Consider the following 21,895-nt stretch of genomic DNA (forward strand, 5'->3'; position numbering starts at 1 on the left):
GGAAAGTACGGAGGTACCCAACATAATTTCCGCAACTTTGCCCGACGTTCGACGCGCACAACCCGGAACCGGACTCAAAGCTGACATTGGAGACAAATATACCAATAGCGTCTTTACGCGCAAGTCCTTACTGATATTGTAGGGACAATGCAAACCTCAGACATCGAGGAGGCGCTGATGGACCTTCCGCCGAGCTCGAAGTTTATTTATAAGACACTGTCTCGGGAGGGGTCGATGACGCTCAAACAGATCACGGAGGAGACGCTTCTTTGTTCGCGGACAGCACGATATGGACTCACGCAACTCGAGGAGGAAAACCTGATCGAGGCCGCACCGGCGCTTCACGACGGGCGACAGACCTGCTACAGTATCAGCCACCGGTCGATCGGAAACGACCGCACTGGCTATCCCGAACAGGTCCTCGTCGAGCCGGACAGTGCGCACAAACGGCTTGAAGCGTTCAAAGCGGACGATCCTGACCTTCGACTGGTCGAGATTTCGACCGAGTACGATGAGGGCCACGTCCCGGGTGCCGTCAAACTCGACCCACGGGAAGACTTCCTCGATGCCGGCACGCGGACGATTCCCAGCGCTGACCGGCTCGAGAAGATCTTAGGCGAGCGGGGGATCACGCCCGACAGCACGGTCGTTCTCTATAGCAACGGCTACAACGAGTTTGCGGCGTTCGTCTACTGGACGCTCAAGTACTATCGCCATCGGGACGTCCGGTTGCTCAACGGGGGCAAATACTACTGGACCGAGAACAACTATCCGACGACGAAGTCGACCCCGACGGTCACGCCGGCCGAGTACGAGACGCAACCGCCGAACGAACACATCCGCGCGTACCGCCAGGACGTCCAGAGTGCGCTCTCGGAGGATGTCTCCATCATCGACGTCCGGTCGCCCGAGGAATACTGTGGGGAGGCCGACGCACCCGCGCGTGCAAGCGGACACATTCCCCGAACCGTAAACATCGAGTGGGAGAGCGTCGTTCGAGAGTGTGGCCGGTTCGAGCACAAACAGGTTCTCGAACGACCGTTTGCCGAAGCTGGAATCACCGAAGACGACGAGATCCTCGTCTACTGTAACGTCGGCGAACGTTCGGCCCTGGTCTGGTTTGCGCTCTCGGAGCTGCTCGGCTATCCGAACGTCGCAAACTACGATGGCTCCTGGTCCGAGTGGGGGAACCTCGTCGATGTCCCGGTCGAAACCTGCGATTCGACCGACCGGTAACCCCTGTCCTGCTATCCATCCGTCAGCCGCTGTACTCGAGCGCCGCCATTGACGGCCCCACACCTGAACGGACGATTGTCATCCGATCGGTACCCGTTGCCGTGGGGACTATCGCTCGGCGTATAGAACAGTCCGCGGTTCCGAAGAGGATTGTAACTAACGGCCATGACCGCCCCCGATGTAATTCCTGGCGGCGGCCAGACCTGGAGTCGTAGCGTTTGGAGCGAGCGAGAGCTCCCTTATTGTCGCGTTTCGCCCGTCTGTGAGCGTGTTACTGGCATTCCAGTCAGTTTTCTGTGTGTCATCGGCATCGCCGACGAAAGCGAGCAATAATTGTGGGTTGTTTCCCGCGTTGGTCTCACGACGGACCGCTCGAGACGACACGCGGATATCTGCATGCAACTCGGCAGTCGGCGGTCGACCAGCGTGTGATCGGCAACTCCCAGCAATTTTCTCTGTGAGTTTCAGTATGGGAGAAACATCCCAACTATTATTTCAGCTACCTCAGCATTCAGGTAGTATACGTCTAAAGGCTAGGTGTCTATGGACCATATAGTCGTGCTTGGTGCTGGCGTCGGCGGCACGATGACCGCCAACATGCTCCGTCGTCGATTGGACCGCTCCGACGCGGAGATCAGCATCGTGGACAAAAGTACAGAACACGCGTACCAACCCTCGTTCTATCTGCTCCCGTTCGAGTATATGGAGCCCGAAGATCAATTCCGAGACATCCGCGGGCTCCTCAGTGACGGTATTGACTTCGTGCACTCTGCCGTAACAGGTGTTGATCCCGACACAAAGACCGTTGCACTCGAGGACGGCGAACTGTCGTATGACTACCTCGTCGTCGCGCTGGGCCACCGACTCGCACCCGAGACGACACCCGGCATGCTCGAGGGCTGGGAGGAGACCGACTCGGTCTACCCGTTCTATCACTTCGAGGCTGCGATGCAGCTGCGAGACGCGCTCAAGGACTTCGACGGCGGCACGTTCGTCGTCTCGGTCCCCGACACATCGATCAAGTGTGGCGGCGCGCCGCTGAAGATGACGATGCTCGCGGAAGACTACTTCCGGCGAAAGGGCATCCGCGACGACGTCGATGTCGTCATGACCAAGGGCAGCGACGCCGTCTTCGGTGTTTCGCCGTACCGCGAGAAACTCGAGGAGATCTGGGCCGACCGTGACATCGAAGCTAACCTGAACTTCACGGTTGATGAGATCGACCACGAAGCGCAGGTTATCCACTCCGAAGAAGGTGAGACCCAGAAGTACGATCTTTACGCGCCCGTGCCACCACAGTACGGGCAGCCGGCACTCACCGACAACTCGCCGCTGACCGGTGGTAGCGAGTACGTCACTGTCGACGAACACACGCTTCAGCACACCGAGTACGAGGACGTCTTCGCACTCGGTGACGGCTGTGATACGCCTAACGCCAAGACGGCCGCTGCAGCGCGCAAGCAGGCTCACGTCGTCCTCGACAACCTCACGGCACACATGGAGGGCAAACGCCAGACGGCAAAGTACAAGGGCTACGCTGCCTGTCCGCTGCTGACGAAGAAGGGCAAGGCGATGGTCGCCGAATTCGACTATGAGAACAGCATCTCCGCACCCGTCGAGAGCCGGATGAACTGGATCATGGACGTCAACATCCTGCCCAGTTTCTATTGGGACTCCTGGCTGCGCGGCTACGACCCACTCCCATAACGATGGCGAGCAACGAACGATCCCTCGACGCCGACGGCACGCTCAGTGACGAAACCGAACTGGCACGCGCGATCGAGGAAAACGAAGCGGAGCTCGCGGAACTGCTCCAGCTGCTCACGGTCGCGGAAGAACTAGCCGCGGACCTGACCCCAGAACTCCGCGAGACCGTCCGTGAGAACCGCGAGCCCATCCGTGAGCTGCGCATGGCCTTCGAGCGCGAGGAGACGCTGGTCCTCTTACAGAAGGTCGGCGAGGAATCGGACACGCTCATCGAACTGCTTGACATCCTTGCGGTCTCGAAAGAGCTGTCCGACGACCTCGTTCCGGAACTGCAGGTCGCGATCCGCGAGAACCGTGAGGTTATCGAGCGCGTTCGGCTCGCCTTAGAGAGCGAAGAGACGATTATCCTCCTCGAGAAACTCGGTGACAACACCGAGACGCTCGCGGAGATGCTCGACTTGCTCGATGCGACCCACGAGCTGGCGATGGACCTCACCCCGGAACTGCGGGACGTTGCCCAGGACAACCGGAACGTCATCCGTGATCTCCGGATGGCCGCGGCGGGCTTTGCGGATGCCCACGAGGACGCGGACGTCGACATGTACGAACTCGGGCGGAACGCGGGTAACATGATCGCGCTCGTCGAGACGATGGGCGATCCGCAGTTTACCAGTGTCGTCGATGCCTCGATCGAGGGCCTCACGCAGGAAGACCCCGAACCGGTCGGCCTGATCGGGCTCACCAAGGCACTGTTCGACGCCGACGTCCGGCGTGCGCTCGGCCGGCTCCTTGCAGCCGCCCGCGCACTCGGGAGCACCGCGATCGAGGAGTCGGACCGACAAGAGCGATAACGTCACAATCGAACCGAGTCGAGGCATACGCACACGCCGATCGCAGGCCGTGTGACGGTGCAACCACGCTTTTTACGATTCCAAACGACGGCGCGCTGTTGTAGCGCCGTCTGAACGCCGTCCCGATCGAACTATCGGAAAATATGCTCTGTATGGTGTAGTATGTTTCTCGAAAAAGAAAATATAGTTGGTAGAAATCAACTTTAATACCCCTAATCCTAAGAGGGTGATGAAGAATGACGCAATCACCCGCTCCCACGGACGAACCGACGACTGACGTACCTGGTATTGGCGATCCGTTTCCCGACCTGACCGTCGAGACGAGCATGGGTGAGCGCTCGCTGCCCGACGACTACGAGGACAAGTGGCTCGTCCTGTTTAGCCACCCCGGTGACTTTACGCCGGTCTGTACCTCGGAGTTCGTCGCCTTCGAGCAGCGCCGCGAGGAGTTCGAGGAGCTGAACGCCGAACTGCTCGGGCTGTCGGTCGACCGCGTCCACTCACACATCAAGTGGACGGAGTGGATCGCCGAGAACCTCGACGTCGACATTCAGTTCCCGATCATCGCCGACGATCAGGGAGCGGTTGCCCAGCAACTCGGCATGCTCCACCCCGGTGCAGGAACGGCAACCGTCCGTACCGTCTTCGTTATCGATCCGGAGGGGACGGTTCGGCTGCGTCTGACCTACCCGATGGAGATCGGCCGCAACATCGACGAAGTCCTCCGCTCGCTGCGTGCACTCCAGAAGAGCGACGACGACGGTGTCGCCGCTCCCGCTGACTGGCCGAACAACGAGAAGTTCGGTGACCAGGTCCTCCTGTCACCGCCGGGCACCGAGGCCGACGCCGAAGCGCGCAAAGCCGACGCTGCTGACGACGACGACCTGAACTACTACGACTGGTGGTTCGTCACCCGCGACAAGTAACAACTGACTGACATAGCCGCGGCACCCTCTGTTGGGTGACCGCAACCGAACCCGACATTACCCAACTGTACTATGATCGATCCAGTCATCGCCAGCAGACTTCAGTTTGCGGTGACGACGATAGTCCACATCATCTTCCCCGTGATGAGTATGGGGCTCGCGCCCTTTCTCATCTACTTCACGTGGAAGGAGATACGGACGGGCGCACAGGTATACGAACAACTCCGCACCTTCTGGACGAAGATCTTTGCCATCAGCTTCGTCGTCGGCACCGTCACAGGCATCGTCCTCGAGTTCGAGTTCGGGACGAACTTCGCGGCGTTTGCGACAGCTGCCGGTGAACTCTTCGGCGGCCCGCTCGCCCTCGAGGGGATGATGGCGTTCATGCTCGAGGCGACGTTCCTCGGCATCTTCGTCTTCGGGCGTGACCGCGTTAGCGACCGCCACTACATGCTCTCGAGCGTCCTCGTCGGGCTCGGGACCTGGCTCTCGGCCGTCTGGATTCTGGTCGCGAACTCCTGGATGCAGACGCCCCGTGGCTACGAGGTGGCGACAGAGAGCGGCCAGCCGATCATCAGCCTCGTGGACCCGATTGCGGCGTATGCCAATCCACGGTTCCCGTGGATGTACGTCCACATGCAGAACGCGGCGGTTCTGTCGGTTGCGCTGTTTTTGACCGGCGTCGCCGCCTACTTCGTCTGGACGAACCGCGACACCGAGTTCTGGCGCACGACGATGAAAGTCGGCCTCGCCGTCTTGCTCGTCACCGCCCCGTTTCAGGCGATCCATGGCGATGCCTATGGCCGCCACGTCGCGGACACGCAGCCACAGAAGTTCGCCGCCATGGAAGCACAGTACGAGACTGACTCTGGGGTCGGACTGAAACTCGTGGCGATTCCGACGAGCCTGAGTGACATCACCGATCCCCACGCCGACGACCTCTTCGTTATCGAAATCCCGTTCGTCGCATCGTTACTTGCAAGTGGGAACGATCCCGGCGCGACAATAACTGGGTTAAGCGATATCGATGCCGAGAGTCCGCCAGTCGCCATCGTCTTCTGGGCGTTCCGGGCGATGGTCGGCCTCGGAACGTGGTTTATCCTGCTTGCGTTCTGGGGCGGCTACCGATGGTATCAGGGTACCCTGTTCGATGACGACCTGCTGGCGAAAGCGTTCATGGGATCGTCGGTACTGGGTATCTTTACCGTCGAACTGGGCTGGATCGTCACCGAGGTGGGCCGTCAGCCCTGGGTCATACAGGGCGTGATGAAGACGCATGCGGGCGTCTCGTCGTCATTGAGCGGCTCGGAAGCGCTCGCTACACTCGTCGGCTTCGTCGGGGTGTATACGGCGTTGCTCGCCCTCTACTGGTACGTCGTCGTTCGACTCATCCGGACGGAGGCTCCGACCCGTTCGCCCACGCCGAAACGCGAGACGAACGTCCCCGAGGAGGTCGTTCCGAGCGATGACTGACATATCGATCGTGGTGACGCCCGCCCTCGCCAATGGGCCACTCTTCGGCCTGCCGCTCGAGGAACTCTGGTTCGGGCTCGTGTTCGCCGTCTTCGGAACGTTCCTGTTTCTCGACGGGTTCGACTTCGGCGTCGGCGCGCTGTTTGCCACGCGAACGACCGACGGCGAGCGTGAGCAGTTGCTGGCTTCGATCGGCCCGTTCTGGGACGGCAACGAGGTGTGGCTTGTCGTCTTCGGTGGCATGCTGTTTGCCGTCTTCCCGTCGGTGTACGCGACGCTGTTCAGTCGCCACTACCTGCTAATGTTCGCCATCCTCGGTGCGCTCATCATCCGCGGGCTCGCCCCCGAAATGTACGAGCAGCGCCACGACGAGGACTGGCAACGTTGGTGGGGCCGCGCGTTCATCGTCGGGAGTATCGCGTCACCGTTCTTCCTCGGTGTCTTCGTCGGCAACTGGCTGTTCGGCGTCGAGGGTGTCGCCTCGATCGCGAGCCTGCTGGCTGGTCTGGCCGTCATCGCACTGACGATCGTCGACGGTGCTGCCTTCCTCGGACTGAAAACCCGGGGCGACGTCCGGCTCGAGACGCGGTCACTCGGCCATCTCGCGCAGGTCGTCTACCTCCTGTTGGCAGTCGCGACGTTGGTCGTTGGCAGTCGGTCGTCACCACACGTCGCGTTGCTCTCGGTACCGACGCTCGGCCTGCTTGGGCTGACGGTGCTGCTCGCCGGTGTTCACGTGGTCGCCGGGTGGGCCGGTCGCTACTACCTGGCCTTTGCGGCCGTCGCGGGGCAGGTGTACGGACTCGTCGCACTCGCGGCGACGCTGCTGTTCCCGCTGATCGACCCGGCGACTGGGCTCACGGTCGCGGATGCGATCGTGTCGTCGCTGTCGCTGAACATAATGACCATTGGCTCGTCGATCCTCTTGCCACTGATCGCGACGTACTTCATCGTGCTGTACTCGTCGTTCAGTGGCCCCGTCGAAGAGGGCGAGTCCTACACGTAGGGCTGCTGTCTCTTTTCGGACGCGAGATTTCATATTCTGGTATAAATAAAACACGTCTCTAACTACTGTTACGGTTGCCTACACCCGGTTCTGCGCGTCGTTGCGAGAAAACTCGAGCAGCAGCGACAGCACATCCAGTCTACGGGCCCTCTCTCCCAATGTCCCGTCCCTCTCGCTAGCACTGACTGACAGTGATCCGTATCAGGGACGACAGCTCATACGATCAGACAACAGTCAGTAAAACTCGATCACGCCTCGACGGCTGTCGCCGTCAGCGACAGCGTCTTAGGTACGATTGAGGGATAAACCGTTTTGTCCGGCAGTATCAGGCGACGGTCGCAAAGTGATCCAGTTCGGATTCACACCGTGGCAGATCACGTCCCATGCCACTTGCGATAGAAGCCGACGCTGAACAGCAACAGGAGCAGCCCGATTCCGATGCTCCGGAAGAACGACCCGTAATCGCCGCTAAGATACACTTGTAGCAGGCCGACGCCGACGAGTACCGCGATGACGAGGATCGATAACACGAGCATCCACGTCGCATCGTCGACCGTATCAGTACTATTCACGGCTGGATCCACCCCGTCAACGGTGACTGCAGGCGACAGCGGTTGCTCACGATGTCTCTCCTCGAGTCGTCCGCTGGGGTGGTGTGTCTAGTTGGCATATGCAGAGTACCGAGGCCGGGGATAAGGAGCGTGGGCGTCAGTGCGTCGTCGCCTCGGGAGAGAGGCCGATTCCCGCCAGCAGGAGGCCGGCGGCGACGATCAACCCGAGGCCGAGTGCCGTGACGATATCGCCGAGTCTGAACATCCAGACGGCTGTGATGAGGCTCGCGAGGACCATCGCGACGCCGCTTACGAACAGGGAACTGTTGTACGGCTTGTGTCCATCGTTCTGTGACATGGGTTGGCTCACATGTGGTACAACGGCCCGAACGCGCTAAAGTGGTGACCTGTTGGACAGTATTGTCTGCTCTAGGGGGCATTTCGCGGTTCGAGGTAATAATTGCGAACGGGAGTCTCGAGTCGGACATGTGTTGTTATGATAGCTCTCCGGTCAGCTGTACCCAGCCCTTGATCAGTTGGTTCACGTTGTAGAAGATGACGCCGACGGTGAGAAGCGACGTCGCGAGATAGATGAGAAAACCAACCGGGCCACCGACCGTGGTACCGAGGATGCTGCCGGTAATGCCAACGGCGGTGAGTTCGAACCACGTGACCAGTATTCGCGAGCCGAGTTGCGGCGGTGACTGGTCGCGATTGGATCGGCGGCGTTCGACACCGGTACCGGTGTGTTCCTCGTTACGAATCGAGTCGTCCTCAACGGTGCTCGTTCCGTTGCCGTCCGTCTTGTCACGCTCCATCAGTACGATTCCTCCACGTCGATCGGTCCGCTAAACGCCGAGTACAGCACGCCGAAATAAATAAAGATCAGTGGCAAGAGCAACCCTGCACCGATCGACATGAGATTGAGCGGGACCGTCGAGACGATCGCTGCGTCGACGGTCAAGCCAACTGCAGGGTCGATGGTCGGATACATTAGCCCGGCGACGATACTCACGAGACTGAACACGAGCCCCGCAGCAGCGACGAACGCCACGTAGTACCAATCACGGCTCGTCGCCACGGCGTACACGCCGGCGAGGGCGAGCGTCAGCACGACGAGTGCTACCACGAGCGGCGAGACGAGTGCCGACCGAAGATCAGGGACCGCGACGGCGATGTACGCAAGCGTCAGGACGACTAACACGAGGTAGGCACCGAGCGCGCGATAGCCGTCCGCCTGGAGGTCGGCACGGAGCTCGCCCCGCGTCTTCAGCCGGAGGAAGGCAACACCGTCAACGACAGTGAGCGCGACGACGGTCAGGCCAACGACGAGGCTGGGAAGGGTAATGATGGTCGTCGCGCCGACCAACCAGTTGGCGGTGAACATGCCGAGGAAAAACGGCGCTGTGACGCTGCCGACGATGAACGCGCGGCCCCACCAGTAGTGCCACCGGTCGTCCTCGCGCTGTTCGTACATCTCGGGGGCGAGTCCGCGGACGATGAGTGCGCCGAGGATGGCGAACATTAGCAGGTAATGACGGCTAAACAGGTTGCCGTAGACGGCCGGAAACGCCGCAAAGAGCGCACCACCGAAGACGACTAGCCACACCTCGTTACCGTCCCAGAACGGGCCGATCGCGGCCAGTAATTGCTCACGTTCGTGACTGTCTGCACGGGTCGCAAACAGCAATCCGACGCCGAAGTCGAACCCGTCGAGAAACAGGAACATCGCGAAGATAAAAAACACCAGTCCGAACCAGATATCCGCGAGCGGCAAGTCGAATAACGGACCGTTCGCGAGCCAGCCGCCGTCAGTCATCAGCGCCCACCTCGTCCGTCGGCGTTTCCGGACGCTCAGTCACCGTGAGGTCAGCCGGTGCTGGCGGGCCGCTACGGACGATTCGGGCGACGACGTAGAGATACAACACGAGCAACGCTAAATAGACGACGGTAAAGCCGGCCAATGTCACCGTCGCTTCTGTGCCGGTGAGGTCCGACGAAACGCCGGCACTCGTCTTCATGACGTCTTGAATGATCCATGGCTGGCGACCGACTTCGGTGACGACCCAGCCGAGATGGACGGCGAAGATACCAAGCGGCGTCGACGCCATCAGCGCCAGGTGCAGCAGGTCGTCCTCGAGGAGTTGGCCACGAATCCAGCGGTAGCCGCCCCAGACGGCCAGAAGGATGAACCAAAACCCGAGGCCGACCATCGCCCGGAACGACCAGAAGACGAGGGCGACGGGTGGCTGTGGGCCTTCGAACTCCTCGAGGCCGCGGATCGTCGCCTGTGGATCACCACCACTGGCGAGCCACGACGCGCCACCTGGGATCCCGATACCGAAGATGTCCTTCGCCCGGGGATCGAGGAGATCCTGCATACTCGTCGGGAACGCAATGATGTACTCGGGGACGTACGATTCAGTCTCCCAGATGGCTTCCATTGCGGCGAACTTCTGTGGCTGCGTTTCGAACACGTGTCGTGCATAGAGGTCGCCGTGAAGGACCTGCAGCGGCGCGGTGATGATGAGCGCGACGAGCCCGATCTTGAGCGTCGTCTCCCAGAAGTCGACGTTCTCGATCGGGTAGCCCCAGATATGGTGGCGGAACACGAAGTACGCGCCCAGCCCCGCCAGAACGAGCGCCACGGATTCGACGGCGGCGTTTTGCATGTGGACGTACATCCAGATGAATCGCGGGTTCAGGTACGCAGCGAGGGGATCGACGAGCGTAACCACCTGCTGGCCGTTTTCGGAGACCAGTTCGTACCCGCGTGGCGTCTGCATCCAGGAGTTGGCAACCAGGATCCAGACGGCCGAGAGCCAGGTGCCGATACCGACTGCGACCGCCGAGATCATATAGAGGACGTCCCCGACGCGCTGGCGGCCGAAAACGAAGATGCCGAGGAACGTCGCCTCGAGCATGAACGCCATCATCCCCTCGAGGGCAAGCGGCCCGCCAAAGAGGTCGCCCGCGGCCGTCGCAAACACCGCGAAGTTCGTCCCGAACTCGAACTCGAGGACGATGCCTGTGACGGTGCCGACGACGAAGCTGATGGCGAAGATCTTCGTCCAGAACCGCCGAAGCTGCTCGTAGATGGGCTTGCCGGTGCGGATATCCTTCCAGGTGAAATAGATAAGGAAGGGTGCGAGCCCCATACTCATCACGGGGAAAATAATGTGGACGATCGTCGTCACCGCAAACTGCAGTCGGCTTGCAGCGACGGGCTCAAGCATGGCAGGAACGTGGGGAGGGCGGCGCTGACACGTCTTTTGTGTGAACGTACCAGAAAGAATGAATGGAGTTATATGATTTCGCTGTCATACCTAGAACTAAATTAGGACCGAATTATCTTATAGCTCACCCCTAACTGTTGTCTCGAGAGGGACGTTCTGGCCGCCGGTATGACGACAAACTGTTGTGATCCATTCGTCCGACCAACACAACGACCAGTCACCAGTCCACAGCTCCGGCTCGGGGCTCGCCGACGGGGACGAACCGCATCGGAAGCCAACGATTGAAATCCCAGTCGTCCCAAGGAGTCTGCAATGGGAAACGCTGCACTCCGGGACATCGCTGTCATCGACGAAATCCCCTTCGATGACGTCGAAGGTGTCGTCGCCGTCGACGCCCACAACTGGCTCTACCGCTATCTAACGACGACGGTCAAGTGGACCGACAGCGAGACGTATACGACCGCCGACGGCACCGAAGTCGCCAACCTCGTCGGTATCGTCCAGGGCCTCCCCAAGTTCTTCGAGAACGACGTGACGCCGGTGATGGTCTTCGACGGCGGCCCCTCCGAACTCAAAGACGACGAGATCGAATCCCGCCGTGAGCAACGCCGCAGCTACGAGGAACAACTCGAGACCGCTCGCGAGGAAGGCGACGCGGTCGCCATCGCGCAACTCGAGTCCCGAACGCAACGGCTGACGCCGACGATCCAGGAGACGAGCCGCGAACTCCTCCGATTGCTCGACGTGCCGATCGTCGAAGCACCCGCGGAGGGAGAAGCACAGGCCGCCCACATGGCCAAACACGGTGACGCCGACTACGTCGGCTCGGAGGACTACGACGCCTTGCTTTTCGGGGCACCGCGTACCCTTCGCCAGCTTACGAGCAAGGGCGATCCCGAACTGATGGATCTCGAGGCCACCCTCGACCATCACGACCTCACGCTCGAGCAGCTAATCGACGCGGCGATCCTCATCGGGACGGACTTCAACGAGGGTGTCTCCGGCATCGGCCCCAAGACGGCGCTCTCCGAAATCGCCGATCACGGCGACCTCTGGAGCGTTCTCGAGGCTCGCGGCGACCACATCGAGCACGCCGACCGCGTCAGACAGCTGTTCCGTGATCCCAACGTGACCGACGACTACGAGTTCGAGACGACGCTCGAGCCGGATCTCGCCGCCGCTCGTGAGTACGTCACCGACGAGTGGGGAGTCGACGAGAGCGAAGTCGCACGAGGCTTCGAGCGGATCGAGGAAAGCGTCACCCAGACGGGACTGGACCGTTGGACGTGAGCGAAGCGAGCGTGTGGTCGAAGATCGGTATCCAAAACTGATGGCCGGGAGCGGCGGGCAGCCGCAATGCGCGGCTGACCCCGCGACTCGGGGGAGGGCAGGCCGCTGTACCGACACCGACCGCGAGCGAACGAAGTGAGCGAGCGGGCCGACGACCGACCTGTAAGGGAGGGAGGAGTGCTTTTGATCAACCCTAAGCGGGAGCGAAGCTCCCGCGAGGTCCGAGAGAGCTTTGCTCTCTCGAGATTTTACCGAGAGACGTCGCGAGCGAGGCACGGAGCGCCTCGCTCGCGACAGACCGCAGTGTAAAAGGTTGGTTAGAAGAGGTGCTGATCCTCGTCGAGCAGCTTTGCAGGGCCACCGACGTCCCAGATCGTCGTCGAGACGCCACAGTCGGCGACCGCTTCTTCGACTTCCTCGGCGTACTCCTCGGTGGTGTTGACGTAGACGCTGGCACCGGTGTCAGTCGAGAAGTAGACGGGGATGTCCTCTTCCTCGCGGAGTTCTCGAACCGTGTTGAAGATCGCGAGGGTCGCGGGCTGCCAGTAGACCCAGCCCGAAGGCCCAGTCATGGTGGTCGCCGCAAGCGACAGCGAGTCCTGTTCGGCGAGTTCGAACGTGCGCTCGAAGTCGTTGTCGCGAAGCGCATCGCGCATCTCGGCGATCTGGCCGTGGATGTGAGCGTTGCGTGCCTGGAACATGTGGCTGTCGGCGGCCTCGCGGTGGGCGTCCTCGGTCTCCTTGTGATATGGGACGAGCCCGACGACGATTTTGAGATTCTCGTGGAGATCGGACGGAATCCGCTCGGAGTGACAGTCCTCGTCGTTGAGCCCGGTGTAGAGCTGGGAGAACGCGCCGGTGACCGCTCGAGCGGACGACGCCGAACCGACGCGGGCGATCGTCGAGATTTCCTGTCTCGAGGCGTCGAGGTCCGCTGCTTCGGCCAGGGCCATCGCGGCGGCTGCAAAGCCAGACGATGAGGAGCCGAGGCCGACGTTCGAGGGGAAGCTGTTCTCGCTCTCGAGGCGAACCGGATACACGGTGTGGGCGGCGTCGGATTTCGAGCGGGCCTTCTCAACGACGGCCTCGACGCGTTCGTACGCGCGGCCGTCGAGTTCCTCGCCGTCGACGATGAACGTGTCCTCGTCGTAGTCCATCGAGAACTCGACGGTCGTCCGCGTGTGGCTTGGGGCCGTACAGACGCTGATACTGTCGTGATACGGGAATCGCTTTATGTCGTCGCGCATCCCGTGATACTTGACCAGCCCTTGAATGGGGTGGGCCATGGCCGTGGCTTTCATACCCTGATAGCCGTCTGAGGGCCGCTTAAAGCTCACGGCATTCGGCTATCGGCCGGCCCCCGCTGTGTCGGCCGGAATCGAACCCGAACGCTGAAACGAACCGACTGCCACCACACCCCTATGGGCACCCCACGCGAGACGCGGCAGGCACAGGCCGAGACAGTCGTCGAGCGGCTCAAGGCGGAATACCCCGATTCGACGATTTCACTGCGGTACTCGAACCGCCTCGAGTTGCTGATCGCGGTGATCCTCTCGGCGCAGTGTACCGACGAGCGAGTCAACACGGAGACGAAGGACCTCTTCGAGAAGTACGACGGCCCCGAGGATTACGCAAACGCAGCGCAGGACGAACTCGCCGAGGACCTGAACTCGATTACCTACTACAACAACAAGGCGAAGTACATTCGCAGCGCTTGCGAGGCGATCCTCGAGGACCACGACGGCGAGGTGCCGGATACGATGGACGAGCTAACCGAGCTGTCGGGTGTCGGTCGGAAGACGGCCAACGTCGTCCTCCAGCACGGCCACGACGTCGTCGAGGGGATCGTCGTCGACACGCACGTCCAGCGACTCTCACAGCGACTCGGGCTGACCGAGGAGGAACGCCCTGAACGGATCGAGGAGGAGCTGATGGAGATCGTTCCCGAGGACGACTGGCAGCAGTTCACCCACCTCTGTATCGACCACGGGCGAGCGGTCTGTACGGCACGGAATCCAGACTGTAGCGACTGCGTACTGGCGGATATCTGCCCCTCTGAGAAGGGCGACAGCGAGATCGATCTCGCTGCCGGCGAACCGTGGTAATCGTCCCATTGGAGACCGATCCCTGTCGATAGCGACCGGTCACCGTCCTTGGCAAGCCCAACGTCTTTTCGGGGATCACAGCTATGCCCGGTCGGGATCAGCATGTCCGACGACACCGACGAACGCGAGACGACCGGCAAAGAGGAGCACGGACGCGACGTTCAACTCGAGCACGAACAGACAGACCCCGAGGAGGCGCGCGACGAGGACGAGTTGACCGAGGAAGAAAAGGAAGCCCGCGAGCGACAGGACGAACAACAGCGCCGACAGGATATCGAACACAAATCGGACGACCGAGAAGACGCCGCGCTCGAGCAGGAAAATCCGGACGGTCACCGAGACGAAGAGCCATACAACAGCTAACCGGACCCGCGACGCTGCTGGGATTTGCGTTCTTAGCCTTCCGGGACGATCAGCGTCGAGAGCGTGTCGGTAACGGAGATGGTGACTCGTGCATCCATTGACGCCATCCCGACCGATCGGTCGTCGACGACGAGACGGACGTCGTTTTCGTTGCGCTCGACGGTAAACGCGAGGTCATCGTCGGGGAGAACCCACTGACGGGTCTGGGTGACGAACGGCCCGATCGGAGCCACGGCGACCGCGTCGATGGCCGCCGAGAGCTGGGGAGCGTCGACGGTGCTGGCGTAGCCGTGGCTTCCGGCGGGCGTCGCCGCGACGACGCCGTCGGCGCGAAACGTCGCGACGGGCTGGCCGCGACTGTGGACTCCGTATTCGGAGATACGCGCCGGTTCGTCGGTGACAAGGGTCACGTCGAACAGTGCGCGATCGCGAACGACGGTGTCGTTCGACTCGAGTGTGACACCGAGTACGGGCTGTGGACGGCAGACGGCGTCACCGCTGATGACTGCTTCGAGTACGTCGGGTATGCGCTCGCGGTCGACCGACTCGATGCCCGACACCGGACCGACCGGCAGGACGGGAGCATCGATACCCGCTCGCGAAAGCGCTGTCAGCGACGCTTCGCCGGCCGTGACCAGCACCGACGGCTCCGCCTCGAGCACGGCCTCGAGGCCGTCGCTGACGATCGTCACGTCGGCGGCGGCCGACTCGAGGCGAGCACCGATTTCGATGGCGTCAGTGTCGCCCGCTGAGCCATCGACGACGCCGACGACGGGTTCTTCGCCGGCGCTCCACGCGGCATCCATGGTCGTCAGTTCACACGGCCCAATGAAAAGGGTACGGTTGTCGTCGCGGACCGCGTGCCGGCGGTCGATCCGTCCTGTGGTGGTGACGCGTTACTCGTCGTAGGGCCAGTCGCCGGTAATCTTCATCCCTTCAGCGAGGTCCTGTGCTTCGAGGTCGGCTGCGATGTCCTCGGGCGGACGGTGGTCGACGGTCACGTCGTCGCGGGCGAGTGCAACGATGGACGCGGTCAGGAGGATCGCCTGTTCGCGCAGGGTCCGTGGCTCGAGTTTCTCGAGCGTGTCGGCGAAGGTGTGTCCCCATCCTCGACCCGCGCCTTCGGAGACCGACTTGACGTAACAGCCGGGCACCCCCTCCACGACGAACGGCCAGTGATCGCTGTGGGGGCCAAGCGTCGGCACCGTCTCGATCGGGTGGTCGTATCGCTCGGCGACCTCGTCTGCGACCTCTTCGAGCGCGTCGAAGCCGTGGGTGACGAGTTCGAGCGTTCGAGCGTTGACGACGCCGTCGTTGTTGACCACTGTCTTGATCGCGTCGCTGTCGGCTGCCTCGGCATACCGAGTCGAGCCGACCAGCCCGACCTCTTCGGCACCGAAGGCGACGAACTCGACGCGCGTCTCGAGGTCGTCTTCGCGGGCAGCGAGCGCGTTCGCGAGTTCGACCACCATCGCGGTGCCGGCTCCGTTGTCCATCGCCCCCTCGGCGATGTCGTGGGCGTCGACGTGGCTCGTCACAAGGATGCGCTCGTCGGTGTCGGGTCCGAGCTCGGCATGGACGTTCTGGCTTTCGTCGGAGTGAATGTTAGCCTCGACGGCAAGTGTGATCGACTCGCCGTCGAACCGGCGGGCCAATCGTGCGCCGACCTCGCTCGAGACGCCGACGGCCGGAATCTCGCCGATCGGCGACGCATCAGTTCCGACACTGCCAGTCGGCGGCAGACAGCCCTCGACGTGGTTGCGATAGATGAAGCCGACGGCACCGTTCTCGACGGCGTGGTAGTACTTCTCCCGGCGGTGGAGGTATCGGTCGTAGTAGTCGGGCACGTCGCTGCGGACCATGACGATCGCCCCCTCGAGGTCGGTCGCCTCGAAATCCGCGGGAAGGCCGTAGCCGAGGTCGACCAGTGGCCCGGTGACGCGGTCGTCAGGGCTGCGCGGTAGCGCGATACAGTCCTGTGTCGTCTCGCCGGCCGTGATCGCGCTGTCGCCGCGGGTCCAGCCCTGTATCTCGAAGGACTCGAGGTGGGCGTTTCGAGCGCCGGCGGCGGCCAGCGCGTCCCGTGTCAGTTCGGCAGCCTCGCGTTCGCCCTCGCTGCCGGCCATGCGATTCCCGACGTCGACGAGAGACTCGAGGAGGGTCCAGCCGACGTCGCTCTCGAAGATCGAGCCGATCCAGGCGGTCATAACCGTATCGTGGGCGGACGGCCGGGTAACTGTACCGCTCGGCCGTCGCTGCGCTTGCAGGCAGATCCCGAACGGGTCGCCAGTTTTCATTTTCGATGACAGGTGTGACTACGAATCTTTTTTACGCCACTCATGCTCGAAACTGGTATGCGGGAGACGCTTGCCGACTGGCGGCCGGCCATCGACGAGGCAATCGCAGACCTGGTCCCACGCGAGATCGACGCGGACTACCTCGAGACGTTCTTCGGGCCGCCGACCTACGAGTACGATGCCACTGGCATCGAGTGTGCGCTTGCGACGCCGCTGTGGGACCTCCTCGACCGCGGGGGGAAGCGGTGGCGTGCGATTCTCTTTCTCGTCTTCATCGAGGGATTCGGCGAAGATCCCGCCGAGTACCTGCCCTACGCCTGTATTCCCGAACTCCTGCACAACGGGACGATCATCGTCGACGACGTCGAGGACGGGGCGACGATCCGGCGGGGCGATCCGGCACTGCACCACGTCTACGGACACGACGTCGCGCTCAACGTCGGCAACGCGATGTACTTCCTGCCGCTGAAAGTAATCACACAGAATCCGGCCGACCTGCCAGCTGACCGGCAGCTGGCTGCCTACGAGATGTTGATGGACGAACTCAACCGGACCCACCTCGGGCAAGGCATGGACATCTGCTGGCACAACGAACGCGAGGTCCGGATCGGCACCGACGAATACCTCGAGATGTGTGCGTGCAAGACCGGCTGTCTCGGGCGGATCGTCGCCCGGCTAGCCGCGATTATCACCGATCAGCCCGACGCGGTCGAGGAGGCAGTTGCCACGTACGCGGAACTGACCGCCGTTGCCTTCCAGATCGGCGACGATATCTTGGATGTCGAACACTCGCTTGGTCGGGCCGGCGAGTTCGGCAAGGAGTTCGGCAACGACATCCGCGAGGGCAAGAAGACGTTGCTGGTCATCCACGCGATGGAAGAAAGCGACCCAGAGCATGTCCGACGGCTGCAGACGATTCTCGAGGCCGAGGACAACACCGACGACGAAATCCACGAGGCCCTCGCGATTCTCGAGGAAACCGGGAGCATCGAGTACGCCCGCGAGTGTGCCCTCGAGTTGGCTGCCCAAGCGCGGGCGGCGATCGACGAGGTGGACTTCGACACCGAGACGACGCGGAAACTCGAGGAGTTCACGGAGTTCGTCATCGAACGCGACGCATAGCCCGACAGTATAGACAGCCCATTCGTAGCGGACCGCGATCATCCTTACTCGAGTGGCCGATCAGCGATCAGATGCGACGGTGTTCACGGTCGGCCGTGAGGCGGTCATCGGCCCAGTCGATGTTGACATGGTTGGGCGGCTCGCTCGTCATGCCATCGCGGCTGACGATCTCGAGGGTTCGGTTCCGCGCGTCGGGCGTAAACGGCGACGCCGCCATTACCTGTGCGACATCGGCCCGCGGAATCGACCCCGAGAAGGAACCACCACCCTCGTTGACCACGACCGCATCGCTTGGTGGATCGTTCGTGAGCCTGCCGGGACGGACGATCGTGTAGTCCAGCCCCGATCGGCGCAGGGCCGTTTCGGCGTCGTGTTTGGCCGACAGCGTGCCCCGGATCAAAAGCCGAGCCGGAAGCGACAGCCCCGCTTTCGAGGTTCCGACGCCGATCGCGCTCTCGAGAACGAAATAGGAGACACCGGCCCCAACGGCAGCAGTGATGAGGTTGATGACACCGGTTCGATCGACCAGTCGGGTCCCGATCGTGTGACGAACCCCCGGTGGCGTGCCGAGCGTACAGTAGACGATATCGCAGTCGTCGACCGCTGCGACGGCGTCGGCCGACTCGAAGAAATCGGCCACGATCACGTCGTCTGCCCCGTGTCGCTCGAGCATGTCGACGTTCGCGTACGACCGCGTGGTCGCGCGCACCGAGAGTTCGGTCGGCCGGAGGACCGACAGGAGTTCCTGTCCGGTCTCCCCGCTGGCACCGGCGACGAGGACCTGATCGGGTATGCGTGAGCGATCCATCGAACGAGTTACCGCACGGACACTGAAAACGCTCACCAGCAGTTGACGTCCACGACTGTTAAAATATCTAACATGAAAACGCTGTCGTCCGTTCTCGTGGTCGACAGTTGTCTTTACTTGGCCCGATCGTCGGACTGGAGTCGCTTCGTCGTCTTGACTAACGGATGGCGCGCATAGTCGACGACATCGATATCGTCGATTTGCTCTAACTCCTCTTTTTTGGCCGTGTCTGCCATCCCCAACTCGATCTCATGGTCGATGACGATGACGTAGGCATCCATCTCGTCGATCCCGAGCCGATCGGCCGCGAGTACACGGTGGTGGCCGTCGGCTAGCAACAGCATCCCGCCGTTGTCAATGACCACCAGCGGCTCGGCCAGCCCACGTTCGAGCTCGTAGCGTCTCCCCTCGAGTTCGTCGGCGTACACCCGGCCCTGGGTCGGTGTCAGCTCCGAGAGCGGGACGGTGCGGCGCTCCTGGGTCAGATCGATTTCGTGGATTTGCTCTAACGTTCGCATGAGTTTGCCGACCTTCTCGGGCGTCGCGCGTTCGATCTGGCTGCGGATGACGTCAGCGTTCGAGATGATTCCGACGAGGTTGCCCGCGTCGTCGACGACGGGCAGTTTCTGGATGCCAGACCGGAGGATGACTCGGGCGGCATCGTTGACCTTCATGTCGGGGTGGGCGACCAGCAACTCCGTCGCCATGATCTTGAAGATCGGATCATCGTCGTCTGCAAGCAGCAGGTCGCGGGCGCTGATGAACCCCTCGACGCGGCGGCGCTCGCAGACGGGAAAGCCGCTGTGTTCGTCGCTCTCGGCGATTCGCCTCGCGACCTCGCCGACCGTTTCGTCGGGCGACACTGTCGCGACATCGCGCGTCATGTAGTCTTTGACCCGGGGCTTCGTCCGGTCCGACACGACCTCCATAGACGATTATACGGGTGCCGCGCGCAAAAGCACTGTCTTCTATTTGGGGATGCTGTTTGGAGATCGTGTCTCCGTTGTGACAAGCGAAAGCGCGATCCCGCCGGCGGTGAGCAGCAGTGAAACGACCACCAGCCTGACTCGAAGTGGGAGGACTACGGTGGCAACCCCCAAGAGTGGACTGATCGAAACGAGCGTTGTGACAGAGACGGGCGTGTCACTGGCGAGGTGGGTGACGGCAGCGTACAGACCGAGAACTGTCGCATGAGCCGTAAAGACGGTAGTGAACTGTAGTTCTCCATTTGCGGCGAGAGCGAATCCACTGAGGCCGGTGAGCGTCGAGACACCCGCAATCGTGTCGGTAAGCCACTGCTCTCTGTTTCCCATCTACTATATTGTGTGAAAACAATGACAAAAACGTTGTACCTCGACCGCGAACCTCGACAGGTATCGACTCGAGTCGGACACCCTTATGCTGACTCGCCGTCTTCCGACCCACCGCGCTGGGTGAACAGCCACTCGCTGGTTTGTGTGTAGGCTCCGACCGGGACCCCCGGTCGCGTCTCGAGTGCCTCGAAAAAGCGGTTGATAATCACTTCTTCGACGATGCTGACGATCGATTCGACCTCTTCCTCGTCGTCGGCACTGCCCAAGATGCCGATCTCGAGTTGTGCGCCAGCCATGTCGGCGTGGCCGCCGGCGCTGCCGATTCGATCGAACGCGTCCCGAAGCGTTTCGCCGAGATCGACATCTGCCGCCCGCGAGCGGGCCGACAGATACACCATTTCGTCGTCGAACCCGAAGACAAGCGTCGTCTCGATCCCCTCCATCGTCAGCAGCTGATCTGCGGCCTGCGGTAACGCATCCCGGTTGCTGATCCGATTGACGCTGGCAACGGCGACCGACCCTCGTTCGATCCTGTTTTTGATCGCCCGTGCGATCGTCTCGAGTGTCTCGCCTTCGAGCGACGGCTGTTCGATCTGGCGCAACAACGACGTGTCGACGTGGGGAGACAACACTGAGGCAGCCCGGAAATCGGCCGGTGAGACTTCCCGCGTAAAGTCGTTCGTGTCAACGCGAATGCCATACAACAGTGCCGTCGCCGTCGCTGGATCGAACGCGAGATCGAAGTGCTCTATGTACTCGGTCAGGACGGTGCTGGTCGCGCCCGCCTCCTGTCGGAGGTCGACGAAGTCGCCGGGGACCGGCCCGCGAGGTGGGTGGTGGTCGATGACGATGTCGACGTGAAGGTCCGCCGGTAGCTGGTCGTTGACGCCGGGTCGGGAATGATCGACGAGCGCGAACGCCGAATAGTCCGTCAACGGGTCGTCGGGAGCCATGTTTTGCAGGTCCAGATCGAGTAAGTTGACCATCGCCCGGTTCTCCTGATGGGAGATATCGCCGAAATAGCAGGCATCAGCGTCGACGCCGACGGATTCAGCGATGTCGACGAGCGCGACCGCGCTTGCAAGCGCGTCCGGATCGGGATTGTCGTGGGTCACGACCGCCAGTCGACCGTCGATCCCCGCAAGCGACGCCCGGAGTTTGATGGCCGCTTCGGCCGACGCACTCGCCGTCTCGAGTGTGTAGTCTGCGATTGCCTCCGTTGGATCGATGACGTAATCTGCTAGTTCCGCGAACTGGCTGCGGTCCATCGCCGTCGCGTGCCCGCCCAGATAGGCCACGATCGAGACGGCGGGGAACTGCTCACGCGCGAGCTCGAGTGCGGTCCGATTTCCGTCGGTTCGGTCGCCGGCGACGAAGATCACGTCCGGCTGATCGACACTCGCGATGGTGTCGGGATCGGTCGGATCCGCGTGTCGGGCGGGCACGCTCTCGTCACGTAACGTCTCCACGGCGCTTGCATCGTCAGTGATGACGAGCATGCGGCCGTCGCGCTCGGCGACCTGTTCGGTCACTTTCCGACAGACGGTCCCACAACCGAGCACGAGCCGGAAAACCATTTATCGCGGCTTGCGACCCCGAGGGGTAAAAGCT

22 protein-coding genes are annotated in these 21,895 nt (G+C 61.9%); 10 read left to right on the forward strand and 12 right to left on the reverse strand.

The genetic code is table 11. The features are described 5' to 3' along the window. Positions 1-147: 147 nt before the first annotated feature. The 6 genes from BDK88_RS13770 to cydB all read left to right on the forward strand — a co-directional run bounded on the left by BDK88_RS13770 (position 148) and on the right by cydB (position 7,199). Positions 148-1,236: a rhodanese-like domain-containing protein gene (locus tag BDK88_RS13770; protein WP_130500922.1), complete on the forward strand. Its 1,089-nt coding sequence runs from the start codon at positions 148-150 to the stop codon at positions 1,234-1,236. Between the two features lie 543 nt (positions 1,237-1,779). Next, a complete protein-coding gene (locus tag BDK88_RS13775) occupies positions 1,780-2,943 on the forward strand; it encodes an NAD(P)/FAD-dependent oxidoreductase (RefSeq protein ID WP_130500923.1) in 1,164 nt (387 codons plus the stop codon). A 2-nt stretch (positions 2,944-2,945) separates the two neighbouring features. Further along, positions 2,946-3,794: a DUF1641 domain-containing protein gene (locus BDK88_RS13780; protein WP_130500924.1), complete on the forward strand. Its 849-nt coding sequence runs from the start codon at positions 2,946-2,948 to the stop codon at positions 3,792-3,794. 236 nt (positions 3,795-4,030) lie between these two features. Beyond that, the gene (locus BDK88_RS13785) at positions 4,031-4,720 is read left to right on the forward strand and encodes a peroxiredoxin (protein ID WP_130500925.1); all 690 of its coding nucleotides are present in this window, start codon (positions 4,031-4,033) and stop codon (positions 4,718-4,720) included. A gap of 72 nt (positions 4,721-4,792) precedes the next feature. Beyond that, positions 4,793-6,193: a cytochrome ubiquinol oxidase subunit I gene (locus BDK88_RS13790; protein WP_130500926.1), complete on the forward strand. Its 1,401-nt coding sequence runs from the start codon at positions 4,793-4,795 to the stop codon at positions 6,191-6,193. Further along, positions 6,186-7,199 (forward strand): cytochrome d ubiquinol oxidase subunit II, encoded by a 1,014-nt coding sequence (cydB, locus tag BDK88_RS13795; protein WP_130500927.1) that lies wholly within the window; start codon positions 6,186-6,188, stop codon positions 7,197-7,199. The genes BDK88_RS13790 and cydB overlap by 8 nt, the downstream gene beginning before the upstream one ends. 374 nt (positions 7,200-7,573) lie before the next feature. Here cydB and BDK88_RS13800 read toward each other — a convergent pair whose 3' ends face one another. From BDK88_RS13800 to BDK88_RS13820, 5 genes are all read right to left on the reverse strand, one after another. Further along, on the reverse strand, positions 7,574-7,771 hold the full coding sequence (locus tag BDK88_RS13800) for a hypothetical protein (protein ID WP_130500928.1): 198 nt from the start codon (positions 7,769-7,771) through the stop codon (positions 7,574-7,576). A gap of 136 nt (positions 7,772-7,907) precedes the next feature. Beyond that, positions 7,908-8,108, reverse strand: coding sequence for a hypothetical protein (locus tag BDK88_RS13805; protein ID WP_008009922.1), 201 nt, complete (start codon positions 8,106-8,108; stop codon positions 7,908-7,910). Positions 8,109-8,244: 136 nt separating this feature from the next. After that, the gene (locus BDK88_RS13810; protein ID WP_207225293.1) at positions 8,245-8,568 is read right to left on the reverse strand and encodes a hypothetical protein; all 324 of its coding nucleotides are present in this window, start codon (positions 8,566-8,568) and stop codon (positions 8,245-8,247) included. Continuing rightward, entirely contained in the window at positions 8,568-9,569 is a 1,002-nt protein-coding gene (locus tag BDK88_RS13815) for a cytochrome d ubiquinol oxidase subunit II (protein WP_130500929.1), read from the reverse strand. The genes BDK88_RS13810 and BDK88_RS13815 overlap by 1 nt, the downstream gene beginning before the upstream one ends. Continuing rightward, positions 9,562-10,986, reverse strand: a complete 1,425-nt coding sequence (locus tag BDK88_RS13820) for a cytochrome ubiquinol oxidase subunit I (RefSeq protein WP_130500930.1) — start codon at positions 10,984-10,986, stop codon at positions 9,562-9,564. The genes BDK88_RS13815 and BDK88_RS13820 overlap by 8 nt, the downstream gene beginning before the upstream one ends. A gap of 312 nt (positions 10,987-11,298) precedes the next feature. On the opposite strand from BDK88_RS13820, the gene fen reads away from it, so the two are divergent. Further along, the gene (gene fen, locus BDK88_RS13825; RefSeq protein WP_130500931.1) at positions 11,299-12,276 is read left to right on the forward strand and encodes a flap endonuclease-1; all 978 of its coding nucleotides are present in this window, start codon (positions 11,299-11,301) and stop codon (positions 12,274-12,276) included. A 317-nt stretch (positions 12,277-12,593) separates the two neighbouring features. On the opposite strand, the gene mvaD is transcribed toward fen, so the two are convergent. Beyond that, a complete protein-coding gene (gene mvaD / locus BDK88_RS13830) occupies positions 12,594-13,577 on the reverse strand; it encodes a phosphomevalonate decarboxylase MvaD (RefSeq protein ID WP_130500932.1) in 984 nt (327 codons plus the stop codon). 120 nt (positions 13,578-13,697) lie between these two features. Between mvaD and nth the strand changes: the two genes are divergently transcribed. Together nth and BDK88_RS13840 are read left to right on the forward strand one after the other, a co-directional pair. After that, on the forward strand, positions 13,698-14,381 hold the full coding sequence (gene nth / locus BDK88_RS13835; RefSeq protein ID WP_130500933.1) for an endonuclease III: 684 nt from the start codon (positions 13,698-13,700) through the stop codon (positions 14,379-14,381). A 102-nt stretch (positions 14,382-14,483) separates the two neighbouring features. Next, on the forward strand, positions 14,484-14,744 hold the full coding sequence (locus BDK88_RS13840; protein ID WP_130500934.1) for a hypothetical protein: 261 nt from the start codon (positions 14,484-14,486) through the stop codon (positions 14,742-14,744). Positions 14,745-14,776: 32 nt separating this feature from the next. Here the strand turns inward: BDK88_RS13840 and BDK88_RS13845 are convergent, their stop codons facing one another. Continuing rightward, positions 14,777-15,550, reverse strand: a complete 774-nt coding sequence (locus BDK88_RS13845) for an NAD(+)/NADH kinase (RefSeq protein WP_130500935.1) — start codon at positions 15,548-15,550, stop codon at positions 14,777-14,779. A 90-nt stretch (positions 15,551-15,640) separates the two neighbouring features. Next, a complete protein-coding gene (locus tag BDK88_RS13850) occupies positions 15,641-16,951 on the reverse strand; it encodes a M28 family peptidase (protein ID WP_130500936.1) in 1,311 nt (436 codons plus the stop codon). 147 nt (positions 16,952-17,098) lie between these two features. On the opposite strand from BDK88_RS13850, the gene BDK88_RS13855 reads away from it, so the two are divergent. Then, positions 17,099-18,163, forward strand: coding sequence for a polyprenyl synthetase family protein (locus BDK88_RS13855; protein ID WP_130500937.1), 1,065 nt, complete (start codon positions 17,099-17,101; stop codon positions 18,161-18,163). A 67-nt stretch (positions 18,164-18,230) separates the two neighbouring features. Here BDK88_RS13855 and BDK88_RS13860 read toward each other — a convergent pair whose 3' ends face one another. From BDK88_RS13860 to BDK88_RS13875, 4 genes are all read right to left on the reverse strand, one after another. Then, positions 18,231-18,971, reverse strand: a complete 741-nt coding sequence (locus tag BDK88_RS13860) for an NAD(P)-binding oxidoreductase (protein ID WP_130500938.1) — start codon at positions 18,969-18,971, stop codon at positions 18,231-18,233. Positions 18,972-19,084: 113 nt separating this feature from the next. Further along, positions 19,085-19,900: a CBS domain-containing protein gene (locus tag BDK88_RS13865; protein ID WP_130500939.1), complete on the reverse strand. Its 816-nt coding sequence runs from the start codon at positions 19,898-19,900 to the stop codon at positions 19,085-19,087. Between the two features lie 39 nt (positions 19,901-19,939). Next, positions 19,940-20,284: a hypothetical protein gene (locus tag BDK88_RS13870; protein WP_130500940.1), complete on the reverse strand. Its 345-nt coding sequence runs from the start codon at positions 20,282-20,284 to the stop codon at positions 19,940-19,942. An 83-nt stretch (positions 20,285-20,367) separates the two neighbouring features. After that, positions 20,368-21,861: a DHH family phosphoesterase gene (locus BDK88_RS13875; protein ID WP_130500941.1), complete on the reverse strand. Its 1,494-nt coding sequence runs from the start codon at positions 21,859-21,861 to the stop codon at positions 20,368-20,370. Positions 21,862-21,895: the final 34 nt, after the last annotated feature.

Origin of the sequence: Natrinema hispanicum, assembly GCF_004217335.1 — an archaeon.
Classification (GTDB): Archaea; Halobacteriota; Halobacteria; order Halobacteriales; family Natrialbaceae; genus Natrinema; species Natrinema hispanicum.

Excerpts from the sequence above, each read along its gene's own strand:
- fen (WP_130500931.1), top strand. The coding sequence starts at position 11,299 with ATGGGAAACGCTGCACTCCGGGACATCGCTGTCATCGACGAAATCCCC.
- nth (WP_130500933.1), top strand. The coding sequence starts at position 13,698 with ATGGGCACCCCACGCGAGACGCGGCAGGCACAGGCCGAGACAGTCGTC.
- BDK88_RS13815 (WP_130500929.1), bottom strand. The coding sequence starts at position 9,569 with ATGACTGACGGCGGCTGGCTCGCGAACGGTCCGTTATTCGACTTGCCG.
- BDK88_RS13820 (WP_130500930.1), bottom strand. The coding sequence starts at position 10,986 with ATGCTTGAGCCCGTCGCTGCAAGCCGACTGCAGTTTGCGGTGACGACG.
- BDK88_RS13870 (WP_130500940.1), bottom strand. The coding sequence starts at position 20,284 with ATGGGAAACAGAGAGCAGTGGCTTACCGACACGATTGCGGGTGTCTCG.
- BDK88_RS13775 (WP_130500923.1), top strand. The coding sequence starts at position 1,780 with ATGGACCATATAGTCGTGCTTGGTGCTGGCGTCGGCGGCACGATGACC.
- mvaD (WP_130500932.1), bottom strand. The coding sequence starts at position 13,577 with ATGAAAGCCACGGCCATGGCCCACCCCATTCAAGGGCTGGTCAAGTAT.
- BDK88_RS13840 (WP_130500934.1), top strand. The coding sequence starts at position 14,484 with ATGTCCGACGACACCGACGAACGCGAGACGACCGGCAAAGAGGAGCAC.
- BDK88_RS13845 (WP_130500935.1), bottom strand. The coding sequence starts at position 15,550 with ATGGATGCCGCGTGGAGCGCCGGCGAAGAACCCGTCGTCGGCGTCGTC.
- BDK88_RS13770 (WP_130500922.1), top strand. The coding sequence starts at position 148 with ATGCAAACCTCAGACATCGAGGAGGCGCTGATGGACCTTCCGCCGAGC.
- cydB (WP_130500927.1), top strand. The coding sequence starts at position 6,186 with ATGACTGACATATCGATCGTGGTGACGCCCGCCCTCGCCAATGGGCCA.
- BDK88_RS13790 (WP_130500926.1), top strand. The coding sequence starts at position 4,793 with ATGATCGATCCAGTCATCGCCAGCAGACTTCAGTTTGCGGTGACGACG.
- BDK88_RS13780 (WP_130500924.1), top strand. The coding sequence starts at position 2,946 with ATGGCGAGCAACGAACGATCCCTCGACGCCGACGGCACGCTCAGTGAC.
- BDK88_RS13785 (WP_130500925.1), top strand. The coding sequence starts at position 4,031 with ATGACGCAATCACCCGCTCCCACGGACGAACCGACGACTGACGTACCT.
- BDK88_RS13810 (WP_207225293.1), bottom strand. The coding sequence starts at position 8,568 with ATGGAGCGTGACAAGACGGACGGCAACGGAACGAGCACCGTTGAGGAC.
- BDK88_RS13850 (WP_130500936.1), bottom strand. The coding sequence starts at position 16,951 with ATGACCGCCTGGATCGGCTCGATCTTCGAGAGCGACGTCGGCTGGACC.
- BDK88_RS13860 (WP_130500938.1), bottom strand. The coding sequence starts at position 18,971 with ATGGATCGCTCACGCATACCCGATCAGGTCCTCGTCGCCGGTGCCAGC.
- BDK88_RS13805 (WP_008009922.1), bottom strand. The coding sequence starts at position 8,108 with ATGTCACAGAACGATGGACACAAGCCGTACAACAGTTCCCTGTTCGTA.
- BDK88_RS13855 (WP_130500937.1), top strand. The coding sequence starts at position 17,099 with ATGCGGGAGACGCTTGCCGACTGGCGGCCGGCCATCGACGAGGCAATC.
- BDK88_RS13865 (WP_130500939.1), bottom strand. The coding sequence starts at position 19,900 with ATGGAGGTCGTGTCGGACCGGACGAAGCCCCGGGTCAAAGACTACATG.
- BDK88_RS13875 (WP_130500941.1), bottom strand. The coding sequence starts at position 21,861 with ATGGTTTTCCGGCTCGTGCTCGGTTGTGGGACCGTCTGTCGGAAAGTG.